Origin of the sequence: Metabacillus arenae, assembly GCF_014773385.1 — a bacterium.
Taxonomy (GTDB): domain Bacteria; phylum Bacillota; class Bacilli; order Bacillales; family Bacillaceae; genus Metabacillus_D; species Metabacillus_D arenae.
In genome coordinates this window covers 1-13590 of record NZ_JACXAI010000063.1, presented here as the reverse complement: position 1 = coordinate 13590, position 13590 = coordinate 1, and the positions used below count along the sequence as shown (strand labels likewise).

Below are 13590 nucleotides of genomic sequence, written 5' to 3'. Positions count from 1 at the left end.
ATCAACAGCAGGCAGCATAAAGGTAAAAATTGTAATTAAAAATCAAATTCTGCAAGTCTTTATTTCTTTAGAATAAGGAATTATGAAATTGATTCACATTTCTTTCTATTTTTCGTCTTGTTATGTAGAAGGATCATTTTATCCCACATTTAACGGGCAGCCAACCATGAAGCAAAGTGGGGGATAAAGAAAACCCCACTGTTGGAAGATTCGTTTTATCTGCATAGAATTAGAAGGTGTTCATATTGAAGCAACTTATTTATAATAAAAGATTTTTTGTATTGATTATTAGTATTGCCCTGCTTGGCAGTTTACTAGGATATTATTTCTTGAGAAATAATGATTCTCTTGGTGATTTCTATCAAAACAGCTCGTTAAATGCCTTTCTTTCAAATGTTGAAGAGCTTTTTCAAGTACATAGGGAAAATGAGATTATCAAGGAGAAGCTCGCTAGTTCAGAGCAAATTTCCGCCAATGTTAAACTGGTAGAGAAGGAAAATCGAGAACTTAGCAATTTAAACCAAGCATTACAAGACTATGAACAATTTAAACCGGAGGCTTCTACCGTTATCGGAAGAAATGATAGGATCGAAGGCAAATGGTATGAATCAATCATAATAAACAAAGGATCAAATGATGGAATAAAAGAGGGTCTCCCAGTTATGACAGCCGAAGGATTAGTAGGAAGAGTATCCAATGCAGAGGAAAACATTGCTCAAGTAAGATTATTGACCTCAGCAGAAAGGACCAGCTTAGTCTCAACAAATATTAAAGGAAAAGAAGAAGCCTTTGGGTTAATCCAAGACTTTGATAAAGAAAATCAGGCTCTTTTACTTCAGAAGTTAAAAAATAACGTAGATATCACCACAGGAGAAGAAGTGGTTACCTCTCCTTCGAGTGAAGTGTTTCCACCTGGAATACCGATAGGGGAAGTAATGGAGGTAGAATCCGATCCATACGGTTTAACAAAAACGGCAAGAGTAAAACCAAAAGCTAACTTCTATGATATGGAGTTTGTTATTGTTTTGACAGAAACGGAGTAAGTAATATTATTGGAGGGTTACAGTTATTTCTAATATATTTTCCTTAACTAGGAAATGGGGAAATAAACACCAATTCTAAACAAACCGGCAGTAGATAGATGTACGACAATTGCTGCCATTAATTCCCGCTAATTTTAAATTGTTTCAATTAGGAGATTCTTTAACGTAAGGATTTCCCTGTTTTTGACTTCATACTTGCGAGTTTGTATACATAGTTTACTTTTGTAGGTATACAAGATAGTTGTTTTGGCAATTTTCATGAGTTTTTCAATGTTTGTTAATAATTTGGTCATATTTATTGGGTATTATAGTAACAACGAAAGAGAAACTGGAGGATATTGGATAGATTCTTAGATAGCTGATTTTAAAGGAAGCTTATGATTAAAAATATCCTGAAGTTAAAAAAATATTTATAAGAGGAGAAGATAGAATGGGATATTACGATGAATTTGATCAAAATGAAACGAATCGGACATATAGAAGGAAATCAAAAGGAACCTTTAAAACTGTGCTTTCCTCGATCATAAGCGGAGTAGTAGGGGGAGCGCTTGTTCTTGGATTTACTACCTACCAGGATATGAACGAGCCGCAGCAAGCTAATGTAAGAGAAGAGCCGGCATCAGAAGCACTAAGTTCTGACAGCAATGTAAAAACAACGGAAGTATCGAGTAAAGGAAACATTGCAGATATTGCCGAAAGACTATCTCCTACAATTGTAGGAATTACAAACCTTCAGCAAACTTCAAATCCTTTTGGCAGAGGAGAATCTGGTGATACTGCAGAAGCTGGAACAGGAACAGGAGTCATATTTAAAAAATCAGGAAATGAAGCTTTCATCGTTACGAATAACCACGTAATTGAGGGATCACAGCAAATTGAAGTGACACTGTCCAATGGTGAAAAAGTAAAAGCTGAAATTGTTGGTGCTGATGCCTTAACAGATATGGCGGTATTGAAAATAAGTGCCGAGAATGTAACAACTGTGGCAAGCTTTGGAGATTCATCTGAGCTACGGGCAGGAGAGAATGTGATTGCAATTGGAAATCCTTTAGGCTTGGAATTTTCTAGAACCGTAACAGAAGGAATCATTAGCGGAACAAATAGAGAAATTACCATTCAAACCTCTGAAGGAGAATGGGCATTAAGTGTTCTTCAAACAGATGCTGCAATAAACCCGGGAAACAGCGGAGGCCCATTAATTAATATGAGTGGTGAAGTAATTGGCATTAACAGCTTGAAGATAAGCCAGGACGGTGTGGAAGGATTGGGTTTCTCGATCCCAAGTAATGATGTTCTTTCTATAGTGGAGCAATTAATGGAAAATGGCAAAGTAGAACGTCCTTTCTTAGGAGTAGGACTTATTGATTTAAGCGAGGTCCCAGGTTATTTTGTTAGAGATAACTTAAAGCTCCCTGAAGAAGTAACCAAAGGAGTAGTCGTTGGTAACCTTGCAGGCGGCTCACCTGCTGATAGGGCAGGTCTGCAAGAGAAGGATGTTATTGTTGCTTTAAATGACAATGAAATTGAAAATTCTAGTGACTTAAGGAAGTATCTATACACCAAAACAAAAGTTGGCGACGAAATAAAGGTGAAATTTTATCGGGATGGAAAAGAACAAACAGTGACGCTAAAACTTACTGAAAAAGATGTTACAGGAGCATAATATCGATGAAGAAAGCGGCCCAAACTCCATGTTTGGACCGCTTTTATGTGTATTTTTTGCAAATAAATAACCGAATTAATTGAAATTTTACCTGTCAAAAAAGGGCAGGATAACCTGCCCTTTTATAGTGTCAATCCAGTCCAACGCCAATAAGTATAATAAAAAACAATTATAATCAATAAATAGACAACAGAGAGAACTTTACTCAAATTTCTAAGGTCTTGAGCTTGAAAGCTTCGTTTTTCATCAAAATAAATAAGTAATGCCTTTGAACTAACCGGAAAGGTTAAGCAATAATTCATACCAACCATTAATAAAAATACAATGGATACAACATTGAGATTTTCTGCTAAAGCCAGGGATAATAGAGGTGGCGCAAGAATGACCGCTCTCATAGTATGGGATGTAATGTATAGGTGAGAGCTTAAACTTATGACGGTTAATAGTAGTAAAGTAACAAACTCTGAATTGAATAAAAAACCTTTTGTAAAAGCCAAAATGAAGTCTATAATCCACTCGGCAGCCCCGGAATCAATCAGTGCTTCACCTAGAGTGATGGCTGCACCTACAAAAAGGATTAGATTCCACGAAACAGCCTGCAGACCATCTTTCCATGACATTGTTCCAATCCCTGGAAGCACTAAAAGAAAAGCGCCAATCACAGTTACAGTAGCTATGTCTAAGCCGTGTACATGTTCAGTCGTCCATAATAAAACCATCAACCCTAAAACAATTAAAGTCATTTTTTCTTTAACAGAAAATTCGTTATTAACTTGGCTTTTTCGAAACATCTCCTTCAATGAGATCTTTCTGGCCTCTTTATCGAGAAACAATTTTAAGATTACAGCGCAGGAGCTTAAGCTTGCAACGAAAGTAAATGGAATTCCCCAAAGCATCCATTTGAGAAAGGTGATTTTTTCAAAACCTAAAGATTGTAAATAGTCATTTGCTACTAAATGAGAGCTCGCTCCAATTAAGGTTGAGCTGGTCGCAATAAGAATAATCGTCGGAATTAATAGAGATAACCCTGTTATCACTTTTTCATTATTAATCTCCTTAGACAAGTTTCGAAAAATAGGCAGCAATACGGAAGCCCGTCCAGAGGTTGATGGGATAAATAATGTAAGAAGCTGAATAATGAAAGCTAATAGAAAAAATAATCCTTTAATAGAATTAGCCTTTGATGTTAGAAAAAAAGTGGCTCTGCCGGCAAGCCCTGTCGTTTGCATCGCAGCTCCAACGATAAAAGCTCCAATCATTAACCAAATTACGTCAGATGACAAAGATGAATAAAGCATTTCTTGACTGGCAGCCCCTGTGACTGTTAGAACTAAAATGGATCCTATTGCGACAAACGATGGAGGGAGTGAGGTAGCTGCCCAACAATAAGTTGCTGCTATAAATGTTATAAGGGACAGTCTCCCATCAATTGCTAGCTCTGATGGAAAAATAAGCAGGAAAAGGAAAAAAGCTGATAGGATATAATACCTTCCTTTATTTGAAGCAATCCATGAAAAAAACTGAAGTTTTGAATCTTTTTGTTCAACTTTTCTTTTTTCTTGCCGGGACCATTCAACATTCATGAAACTTTCCCGCCATTAGTGAATGGAAACGGAACACTTGCTGCAAGCTCTAGTCCTACTAATACGGTTCTCATAGAAGCTTCTGTGCATTCCATAACCCAGTCTTCTGTTTTTTCCATCGCTTGCTCCAAACTTGAAGGCGATTGCAAAATACTTGTAAAGACATCAATCCCGTGATGGTAATTGATACTGGCCCCTTTTCCAATTGTTCCTGCAATAGCAATAACTGGTTTGCCATAAGCTTTTGCTTTTGAAGCTACCTCAGCTGGAATTTTCCCTCTGGGTGTTTGAAAGTCAATACTTCCTTCAGCTGTAAAAACTAAATCGGTTTCTTGTAAATATTCATCAATATCCATGTATTTCATAATGACATCATATCTTGAGTGGAGAGTCGCTCCGATTAATCCATGCAGCCCTGCTCCAAGGCCTCCAGATGCTCCGCCGCCTGGCATTTTTCTCACACAACAGCCAACTGCTTCTTTAATCAATGCAGCATAATGCTCAAGACCTGATTCTAATTCAAAAATTTGTCTTTCAGTAGCGCCTTTTTGTGGTCCAAAGACTCTTGCAACTCCATTAGATCCACAAAGAACATTATGCCAATTGCATGCGACATCAATAGGAATGTTGCCCAGCCTTTCATCTCGAGCAGATATATCGATAGATGATATTTTTTTCAAGACAGCAGCACCTTTTTTTGCATCAATTCTCAGTAGATTTTTATCAAAAAAGCGAACACCTAGAGCCTCGGCCATTCCAATACCGCCATCATTAATTCCTGAGTCCCCGCAGCCTAATAAAATGCGCTCAGCTCCCATGTCAAGTGCAGCTTTTATGAGTTCGCCGACACCAAAAGAAGTTGTTTTTACAGGATTTCTTTGAGCTCTGGGAACAAGCTTTAGTCCGGCAGCTGCCGCCATTTCGATGACAGCTGTTCTTTCAGTTGAATGGCCTAGAAAACCAATTGATGCTGCTACTTTTTGATTAATCGGACCGGTTACAACTACATCATGTAAAGAGCCATTTGTCCACTTCACCATCGCTTCAGTAAATCCTTCCCCGCCGTCCACCAATGGGACAGAGACAATATCCGCGTGAGGTAATACATTTAGAATTCCTTTTTTCATACAGTTGGCAACTTGCTGTGCACCTAAGCTTTCTTTAAATCCTGAGGGAACAAGCAAAATTTTCATAATCCCTTCACTCCTTTATCTTTATACTGAAAAGAATAAATGATCAATTATAAGGAGCCATTAAAAGAAGATTAGAAAATCGTTAGAAACTAAGGAGGAAGTTTTAATGAAAAATCATACAATTGGGCTATATTTTGGAGATGGGAGGTCAGAGGGAGATTAGATGAAATCAGCGAGGAAGCTGATTTCAAATGAACCTTTAACATTCTGAATGAAGGCAATCGGTGTCGACCCGATTGCTTCGATTCTGACCTCTCCTTTCTCACCCCTAGGCATGGGAGGTTAGAGGGGGGCTAGAGGAAATCGGCTAATTTTTTTTATCTATGCTCTTTAAATGGTTTTTTGGCATAAAAAAAAGCATTGGTTTTAGACCAATGCCTCTAATCTTCCTATTATTAATTATCAAAATCTACTTTTACTACTTTTCCATTTTCAGCGTTAATGTCAACATCTGCTTTTTCATTCTTGTCAGAATCTATTTCGATTTCATAAACATAGAAACCGTCATCTTCATCAAGTTCAACTTCGTTTACAGTACCAGGTACTTTTTTCAGAGCTATCTTTACTGCTTCTTCAGAGGACACCTTGACATTAGAGGATTGGACTTGTTCCTCATTATCATCTTCATCTCTGTCATCATCGTCATTGTTATCTCTGTCATCCTCTTCAAACTTCACAATCTCGCCATTTTCTTTAAGAATATCGAGGCTGAATTCCTTTCCATCCTTATGAACCTCAATTTCGTATTTTGCTGCCCGGTCATCTTTTTCTGTTTCTAATTCACTAATTGTACCGCCATTTGTTTTATTCAAGGCAATTTCTTTTGCTTTTTCAACGGTTACCTCAGCACTTGGAGGCTTACCTTCTTGTTTAGGTAATGAGTTGTTATTCGTATAAGCATGAGCACCCAATGCAAATCCGCCGGCTAGTACTGTTCCTGTAATGACTGTTGCTAATACTTTCATTATGTCTTCCTCCTTGTAATTTTTATTACACCCTTATTGTAGGTACCGTAAATTAAAAGAAAAGGAAGAGAAGATTAGAAAATGATGAGAAATATAAAAAAAAATACTCATTTACAGAAGTGTACATATTTTACTTTTTTTGAGGGGATTATCTCGTGTGCCCCGGTCTATGAGCGAAATCCCTATTTCTATGCGCGATTGGTTTGTGTCTATGCGCGAAACTTGAGATTCAATGAGCGAAAACCCGTACTCTATGAGCGATCTCCGGCCAAAGAGCGAAATCCCCACTTCTATGATCGATTGGCTAATGTCTATGCGCGAAATTTGAGATACAATGAGCGAAAACCCGCACTCTTTGAGCGATCTCCGGCCAAAGAGCGAAATCCCCACTTCTATGATCGATTGGCTAATGTCTATGCGCGAAACTTGAGATACAATGAGCGAAAACCCGTACTCTATGAGAGATCTCCGGCCAAAGAGCGAAATCCCCACTTCTATGCGTGATTCTCCGTTCCAATGAACGAAATTTGAGTTACAAATAAGGAAGATTTTAATGGAGTTTTATGGGTTGGACAGCGAACCCTGCTGTAATTAAAAATTACCAGAATTAAAGGCATAAAAAAGAATGCTCTAATTAGGAGCATTCTATTTATTCATCATCGTCATCATCATCTTTTGTTTCCTTCTCAGTTCCATCAATCTCCCCTGTAAAAGCGTTAATAAATATAATGGCTTCTTCTTTATCTGTTTCCATTTCAACCTCATATACAAGAACTCCGTCATCATCGTTAAGTTCTATATCAGTAACGGTTCCGTTCATTTTTTTTAATGCAATATTTTTTGCCTCTTTCTCGGAAATCTGGGTTTTAGGTTCCGCCTGTTCTTCTGTTTTTGTTATTTCCTTTTTATTTTCAACTTTTCTTGTACGTGCATTTATTTCAATTATAGATTGAGTCTTTTCATTTTCAACAGTGACAGAATATAATTGTTTCTCCTTATTAAATTCCGTTGATTTTACAGTGCCATCCTTTGAAGCCATTTTTTCAGCTTCTTCTTTTGTAAGCAGATTTTCCTCTGGTTTGGATTCTGCAGGGTCTTTTTTCTCTACTTGATTCAATTGTTGGATTTCGCCTGTATTGGCATCTGCCAGAACCACATAGGTCCCGTTTTTTCCCTTGACAATCACTTTATAATGTTTACTGCCTTTGGCATTAGTAAGCTCCGAAGAAAGAAGTTCTCCAGGGTACTTTTCTTTAACTATCTTATTTATTTTCTCTTCCGTAAGAAGGGAATGGTTGTTTCCAATGACAAACTGTCTTGTTCCAAAAATGATTACTAGGACCAGGGCGGCAATTCCTATCATCCACAAAGCTTTTTTTCTCAAAGTAATTCCCCCTTTCCTATAATTTCACACAATTTGGTTAAAGGATATTAAGAAGAAAATTAAAATTTGATGAGAATTTAGTCCTGCAAGCTTCTAGGTAAATCTATCGTAACGGTAGTACCGACCCCTTCTTTACTTACTATTTCCATTTGTCCATGATGGGCGTGAATGATTCGTTTGGCAATCGAAAGACCTAAACCAGAGCCCCCAGTTTCACGGCTGCGCGCCTTGTCAACTCTGAAAAAACGGTCGTATACTTTATCAAGATCTTCCTTAGGTATTCCGATGCCGTAGTCCGTTACAGAAATTGTTGCGCTATTTGAGCTTGCAGACAGGCTGATTTTGATTTCTTTTTCACTGTATTTAATCGCGTTATCTAAAAGGATAAAGAGAATCTGCTTTAATTTAAGAGGGTCTCCCATAATAGTTAACTCTTGTTGATCAGATTGAACCATGATTTTCCGCTGGTAGGCGTTTTGTAGGTTTTTTGCGGCATCTTTTGATAAAGAAATGAGATCGACTTGCTCATACTGTAGATCAAGCTGAGTTTCATCTTTTGCTAAAAGAAGCATTTGCTTTGTTAGATCTTTCATTCTTAATGACTCGGAATGAATAGCCTCTACAGCTTCTTCCAATACTTCAGGTTTTTTATTTCCCCATCTTTTAAGCATTTGGGCATAGCTTTCAATAACGGTTAACGGTGTTTTCAATTCATGGGAAGCATCAGAAACAAATTGCTCCTGCTTTTTGTAGTTGGTTTCAAGCAATTCAATCATGTGATTAAACGTTGTCGCCAATTTGTTCAATTCATCATTTGTTTTGCTCTCGATGGAGATTCTCTTGAAGGTCCCGCGATTTTGAATCTCTTCCATTGTTTTAATCATGGAGCCTATCGGATTAACAATGAGATTACTTAATATTCTTCCTCCAATAAAAGAAGGGATTAAGATGACAAGTGTAGCTGCAATTAGTACGACCCTTAATATTCTCATTGTATTTTGAATGGAGGATTGTTCTTCTGTTAACACAAGAGAAACAACCTCTCCGTTTGTCCAGATAATTGGATGCTGGGCAACAGTATATATAGTGCCATTGCTTTGCTTTACTTCAGTATGTTGGTTTTCTCGATATTTTATATCCAGTTTCTCTAGTTTTTCATCCTTGGTATAAGAATGGATTTTTTGATCCTCTTTTGAAATAATACGTATCATCGAGTTTGCAGGAAGATAAGCGTTTAATAATTGTTTGATATCTACATTAGCTTTTGAAAAGTTTATCCCTTCTATAATGTTATCCATTTGTGTTTCCATCCGCTCAAGCGCATTGTCCGTCATATTCTTCTGAAATAAAAAATAAATACTGCCATTTGTGATGAGAAGAATAATCAGCATCCAAACGGTTGAAAAAAGAGTAATACGGTTTTTTATGTTCATAAACTACTCCTTCATCGTGTATCCTACTCCACGAATCGTATGAATGTATGGAGATGAGAAGGAAGAATCGATTTTTTTTCGTAAATATCGAATATAGACATCTACAATATTCGTATCCCCGTAATAATCGAATCCCCATACTTTTGATAAAATTTGTTCTCTGTTCAATACTTGATTTTTATGTTGAAGGAGATAGACTAACAAGTCAAATTCTCTTGGTGTTAGTTCGATGGGCTGTGAATCTCTTAATACTTCCCGCGTTTTTTCATTAACGGTTAATTCCCCTAAAAAATGAAGCTCGTCATCTTGCTTATCTGCATAAAATTGGTTCATCCGTAAGCACGCCCGTATTCTGGCAAGCAGCTCCTCAATTTCAAAAGGTTTAGTCATATAATCGTTTGCCCCTAAATCTAGTCCGCTTACTTTATCAGGCAATGAGTCGCGTGCGGTTAATAGAATGATAGGAGTATAATTTCCTAAAGCTCGGATTCTTCTCAATACTTCCATACCGCTGAGTCCGGGAAGCATTACATCAAGTAATACCAAGTCCCATTTTGTTGATTTAAATTTCTCCAAACCCTCTGTGCCAGTCCAGGCAGCATCTGTTTCATACCCTTCATGTTCTAATTCCAATTGAATAAGCCGGGCAATTTTTTTTTCATCTTCAATAATTAGTATTTTCTCTGAACTCATTTTGTTCCTCCGTTCATTATTAACCTATCTTAATCATAGTATTTACTCATTAAATTTTCTATTGTTGAAGAGAAAAAACCATGTACGTTCAAGTATCCTTCTTTCGGATTGTCTTTATTTTTAATAGTAATGTAAAACTTCTTTACAGAAAAATAAAAAATTTACAATTCAGATGATGCCGCTCTATTAAATTATCTAACAAATCTAGTAATAAAGTCTTTTTTGAGCTAATTACCCCCTATTTATTGCCGTAAAAAATGAAGAAACGTGACATTGAAAGCAGTAAAATTGACCTAAATCTAATAAATTCGACAAAATTTACAATTTCTTTATACGTGATTGATATTTGAAAATTAGAATGGAGTTGAAAGAAAAAGAAGGGGTGGTATTAATGACTATCAAGATGGATCGTAAAAAATTTCTCACCTATTTAGGCACTGGCACAGTAGCTTTGGCTGCTGCAAGTACAGGAATTGATGGAGTAATGGATCGTGTCCAAGGAAAAGAATTTCATCATTCTAAGAAAAAGAAACCTAAAAAAGGCCCTTTAAAATTTCAACCGATCGAACCGACTGATAAAGATGATCTAGTCCTGCCAAAAGGATATAAATACGATGTTGTAGCAGCGTATGGAGACAAGATTAATCTAGATGGTGATACTTTCGGTTTTAATAATGATTTTACTTTATTTTTTCAAATGGAAGACGATAAAAACCGCGGACTTTTATGGGTTAATCATGAGTATGTAGATGATAAATTTGTTTTTGGTAAACAAATAGATGGTGATTATTCAAAGCAGCAAATCAAAACAATCCTTTACAATCAAGGCGGGTCCATTATTGAGGTATACAAGGAAAAGGGAACCTGGAAATTGGATACTAGCTCAAAATACGCTAGACGTGTAACAGGGTTGACACCTATTGCTTTAACTGGCCCGGCAAGAGGTTCTAATGCCGTCAATGGAGCGAAGCGCGTTCAAGGTACATTTGCAAACTGCTCTGGCGGAAAAACATTATGGAACACACTGTTAACATGTGAAGAAAATTATGAAACTACTTCTGAAGCAGCTAAGCTCGATCCTACTCATTATGGATGGGTTGTCGAGGTGGATCCGTTTGATGACTCGTTTAAAGTCCGAAAGCATACTTATCTCGGCCGTTTTAACCACGAAAATACGTGCATGGGGCTTGCGAAAGACGGACGAGTAGTCGTGTATATGGGAGACGATAAAAAAGATGCATGTGTCTATAAATTTATAAGTAAAGGAAAGTATGACAAATATGCAGGCAAAGGGAACTCCAAATTATTAGAAGAGGGAACACTTTATGTAGCTAATTTTTCTGAAGGAGAATGGCTTCCGTTAACGGTTGATGCAGTCCGTGAAGCAGCAGGGGATGATAAGGAACTATTAGCAAAGTTCCAATCTCAGGGGGACATTCTTGTAAATTGCCATGAAGCAGCTCTTCTAATCGGGGGAACACCTACGGATCGTCCAGAGGATGTTGAAATCAGCCCGTTCGATTCTACGATTTTTATTGCGCATACAAATAATGATAATCATGGAAATATACATGGGCATATTACTCGCTTTTATGAAAAGGATGAAGACCACGGCTCATTGGAATTCCAATTTGCGATTTTTGCCGCAGGCGGAATTCAAAGCGGATTTAGTGCACCTGATAACCTAACATTTGATGAGGATGGAAATCTTTGGACAGTGACTGATATTTCATCAAGCAAATTAAATCAAAAAGTTTGGGAGCCATTTGGCAATAATGGAATGTTTGTTATTCCGACTGATGGTAAGGATGAGGGCAATGCATATCAGTTTGCTTCAGCACCAGTAGAAGCAGAATTAACAGGACCTTCCTTTACACCAGATGAATCAGCTCTATTCCTGTCAATACAACACCCTGGTGAAGAATCAGAAAGCTTGTCTTCCCCTTCAAGCATGTGGCCTCATCGTCCTGGTGATCATATGCCAAGACCTGCGGTTGTCGTGATTACGGGGTTTAAAAAATAGGTACATTTCCAAGGGATAAGGGACTATTAAATTAAGGCAATCGGCAAATTGCCGATTGCTTCAATTCTCCTATCTAAAGAAAAACATGATTCACGAAGTGAAAGATTTTGTTACACTTTAAAACTAAGCTTGCGATATAATGCCAAAATATAATTTTAGAGAAGGTGGTGATCATATGCCATTTAATATTGGAATACCAGGATTAATTCTAATTTTAGTCATTGCACTTATTGTCTTTGGACCTTCAAAGCTTCCGGAGATAGGGAGAGCCGTTGGTAACACGTTAAAAGAATTTAAAAATGCAACAAAAGATTTAATGTCATCAGACAAGAACGATAATTCAGAAAAGATCGATAATTCACAAAATAAATCATAACAGGAAAGAGGCAAAGACCTCTTTCTTCTTTATTATAAAGTGAGAAAGTTTAAGTACGATAACGTTTTAAGGGTAGAGGTGGTGAGCCTGAATAAGAAATCGGCTTTTTCATCGATTTCATCAATTCCCACCTTAGGACATTAACATTTAGAAAGAGGTGAAAGCATGGATAAAGAAATGGATTTAGTGGGACATCTATCTGAGCTGCGGACAAGAATTATGATAGTAGGAGGATGCTTCCTGTGTTTTTTCATTATAAGCTTTTTGTTTGTTGAGGAAATTTATCATTTCTTAGTGAAGGACCTGGAAACAGCGCTGGCTTTACTTGGACCAACAGATATATTGTGGGTCTACTTCAAGATAGCCGCTGTCTGTTCCTTAGCTTTTACAGTTCCTGTTGCTGCCTATCAAATATGGCGGTTTGTTTTGCCGGCTTTAGGGGAGAAAGAGAGAAAAGCTACATTTACACTTATTCCTTGTTTATTTCTTCTTTTTCTTATTGGAATAGGTTTTGGATATTTAATAATCTTTCCAACTGTTTTACATTTCTTACAAGGTTTATCAGATGGACAATTTCAAATGTTTTATACAACTGAGAAATATTTCTCCTTCTTGTTCCAAATGACAGTCCCTTTCGGGTTATTATTTGAAATGCCAGTTATTGTTCTTTTTCTTACAGCTTTAGGGATCATTAACCCAAGAACTATTAAAAAATCTAGAAAAATAAGCTATTTTGTATTAACTGTTATATCAGTCCTTTTAACTCCGCCTGATTTAATTTCTGATATTCTTGTATTAGTCACATTAGTTATGCTATTTGAACTAAGTATTACGCTTTCAACGATTGTTTATCGGAAAAAGCTAGCCAAAGAAGAAATGGCTCAATCGTCTGTTAGTTAACTAATGTAGGAACGGAAAGCTTAGAATGATTGGAATTGCCTCGGGCAAACACTAAAAGACCCCAGAAGCCCTAGATAACGAGGAAACCATGTTAATAAAAATCTTTTTAAAAATACAGAGCGATTCGTCAAACGAATAACGGGTTTACTTGTGAGGTGCAAAACGGCAAATCACAAACCTAATCACATAGCAAAACTCATAAATTTTACAACACAATAAAAAAGGCTTAGAGATGCAAATAAAATGTACCCTTTGTAAAGGACATTTAAAAAAAGCCTAGGCAGCTTTAAGAAGATGATCTCTGTATTGAACAGGGGTCATCTTTTTTAAATTC

11 protein-coding genes are annotated in these 13590 nt (G+C 37.0%); 5 read left to right on the top strand and 6 right to left on the bottom strand.

What is annotated here, in order from left to right:
• Window positions 1–245: 245 nt before the first annotated feature.
• Both mreC and IC621_RS25635 read left to right on the top strand, forming a co-directional pair.
• Entirely contained in the window at window positions 246–1043 is a 798-nt protein-coding gene (mreC, locus tag IC621_RS25640; protein ID WP_191162842.1) for a rod shape-determining protein MreC, read from the top strand.
• A 430-nt stretch (window positions 1044–1473) separates the two neighbouring features.
• Window positions 1474–2706: a S1C family serine protease gene (locus tag IC621_RS25635; protein WP_191162839.1), complete on the top strand. Its 1233-nt coding sequence runs from the start codon at window positions 1474–1476 to the stop codon at window positions 2704–2706.
• Window positions 2707–2828: 122 nt separating this feature from the next.
• Here the strand turns inward: IC621_RS25635 and IC621_RS25630 are convergent, their stop codons facing one another.
• The 6 genes from IC621_RS25630 to IC621_RS25605 all read right to left on the bottom strand — a co-directional run bounded on the left by IC621_RS25630 (window position 2829) and on the right by IC621_RS25605 (window position 9957).
• Entirely contained in the window at window positions 2829–4289 is a 1461-nt protein-coding gene (locus IC621_RS25630; RefSeq protein ID WP_191162838.1) for an SLC13 family permease, read from the bottom strand.
• Window positions 4286–5482, bottom strand: a complete 1197-nt coding sequence (locus IC621_RS25625) for a glycerate kinase family protein (protein ID WP_191162836.1) — start codon at window positions 5480–5482, stop codon at window positions 4286–4288. The genes IC621_RS25630 and IC621_RS25625 overlap by 4 nt, the downstream gene beginning before the upstream one ends.
• 395 nt (window positions 5483–5877) lie before the next feature.
• Window positions 5878–6447, bottom strand: coding sequence for a PepSY domain-containing protein (locus IC621_RS25620; protein WP_191162834.1), 570 nt, complete (start codon window positions 6445–6447; stop codon window positions 5878–5880).
• A gap of 649 nt (window positions 6448–7096) precedes the next feature.
• Complete coding sequence (locus IC621_RS25615; RefSeq protein WP_191162833.1) at window positions 7097–7831, bottom strand: PepSY domain-containing protein; 735 nt, start codon at window positions 7829–7831, stop codon at window positions 7097–7099.
• A 77-nt stretch (window positions 7832–7908) separates the two neighbouring features.
• Window positions 7909–9264: a sensor histidine kinase gene (locus IC621_RS25610; protein WP_191162831.1), complete on the bottom strand. Its 1356-nt coding sequence runs from the start codon at window positions 9262–9264 to the stop codon at window positions 7909–7911.
• A 3-nt stretch (window positions 9265–9267) separates the two neighbouring features.
• Window positions 9268–9957, bottom strand: coding sequence for a response regulator transcription factor (locus IC621_RS25605; RefSeq protein ID WP_191162829.1), 690 nt, complete (start codon window positions 9955–9957; stop codon window positions 9268–9270).
• A 391-nt stretch (window positions 9958–10348) separates the two neighbouring features.
• On the opposite strand from IC621_RS25605, the gene IC621_RS25600 reads away from it, so the two are divergent.
• The 3 genes from IC621_RS25600 (at window position 10349) to tatC (ending at window position 13256) form a co-directional block, all read left to right on the top strand.
• Window positions 10349–11980 (top strand): PhoX family protein, encoded by a 1632-nt coding sequence (locus tag IC621_RS25600; RefSeq protein WP_191162827.1) that lies wholly within the window; start codon window positions 10349–10351, stop codon window positions 11978–11980.
• 175 nt (window positions 11981–12155) lie between these two features.
• A complete protein-coding gene (tatA, locus tag IC621_RS25595) occupies window positions 12156–12356 on the top strand; it encodes a twin-arginine translocase TatA/TatE family subunit (protein WP_191162825.1) in 201 nt (66 codons plus the stop codon).
• Window positions 12357–12521: 165 nt separating this feature from the next.
• Window positions 12522–13256: a twin-arginine translocase subunit TatC gene (gene tatC, locus IC621_RS25590; RefSeq protein WP_191162823.1), complete on the top strand. Its 735-nt coding sequence runs from the start codon at window positions 12522–12524 to the stop codon at window positions 13254–13256.
• The last annotated feature ends 334 nt before the right edge of the window (window positions 13257–13590 follow it).

Excerpts from the sequence above, each read along its gene's own strand:
- IC621_RS25610 (WP_191162831.1), bottom strand. The coding sequence starts at position 9,264 with ATGAACATAAAAAACCGTATTACTCTTTTTTCAACCGTTTGGATGCTG.
- IC621_RS25605 (WP_191162829.1), bottom strand. The coding sequence starts at position 9,957 with ATGAGTTCAGAGAAAATACTAATTATTGAAGATGAAAAAAAAATTGCC.
- tatC (WP_191162823.1), top strand. The coding sequence starts at position 12,522 with ATGGATAAAGAAATGGATTTAGTGGGACATCTATCTGAGCTGCGGACA.
- tatA (WP_191162825.1), top strand. The coding sequence starts at position 12,156 with ATGCCATTTAATATTGGAATACCAGGATTAATTCTAATTTTAGTCATT.
- IC621_RS25635 (WP_191162839.1), top strand. The coding sequence starts at position 1,474 with ATGGGATATTACGATGAATTTGATCAAAATGAAACGAATCGGACATAT.
- IC621_RS25625 (WP_191162836.1), bottom strand. The coding sequence starts at position 5,482 with ATGAAAATTTTGCTTGTTCCCTCAGGATTTAAAGAAAGCTTAGGTGCA.
- IC621_RS25630 (WP_191162838.1), bottom strand. The coding sequence starts at position 4,289 with ATGAATGTTGAATGGTCCCGGCAAGAAAAAAGAAAAGTTGAACAAAAA.
- IC621_RS25620 (WP_191162834.1), bottom strand. The coding sequence starts at position 6,447 with ATGAAAGTATTAGCAACAGTCATTACAGGAACAGTACTAGCCGGCGGA.
- IC621_RS25600 (WP_191162827.1), top strand. The coding sequence starts at position 10,349 with ATGACTATCAAGATGGATCGTAAAAAATTTCTCACCTATTTAGGCACT.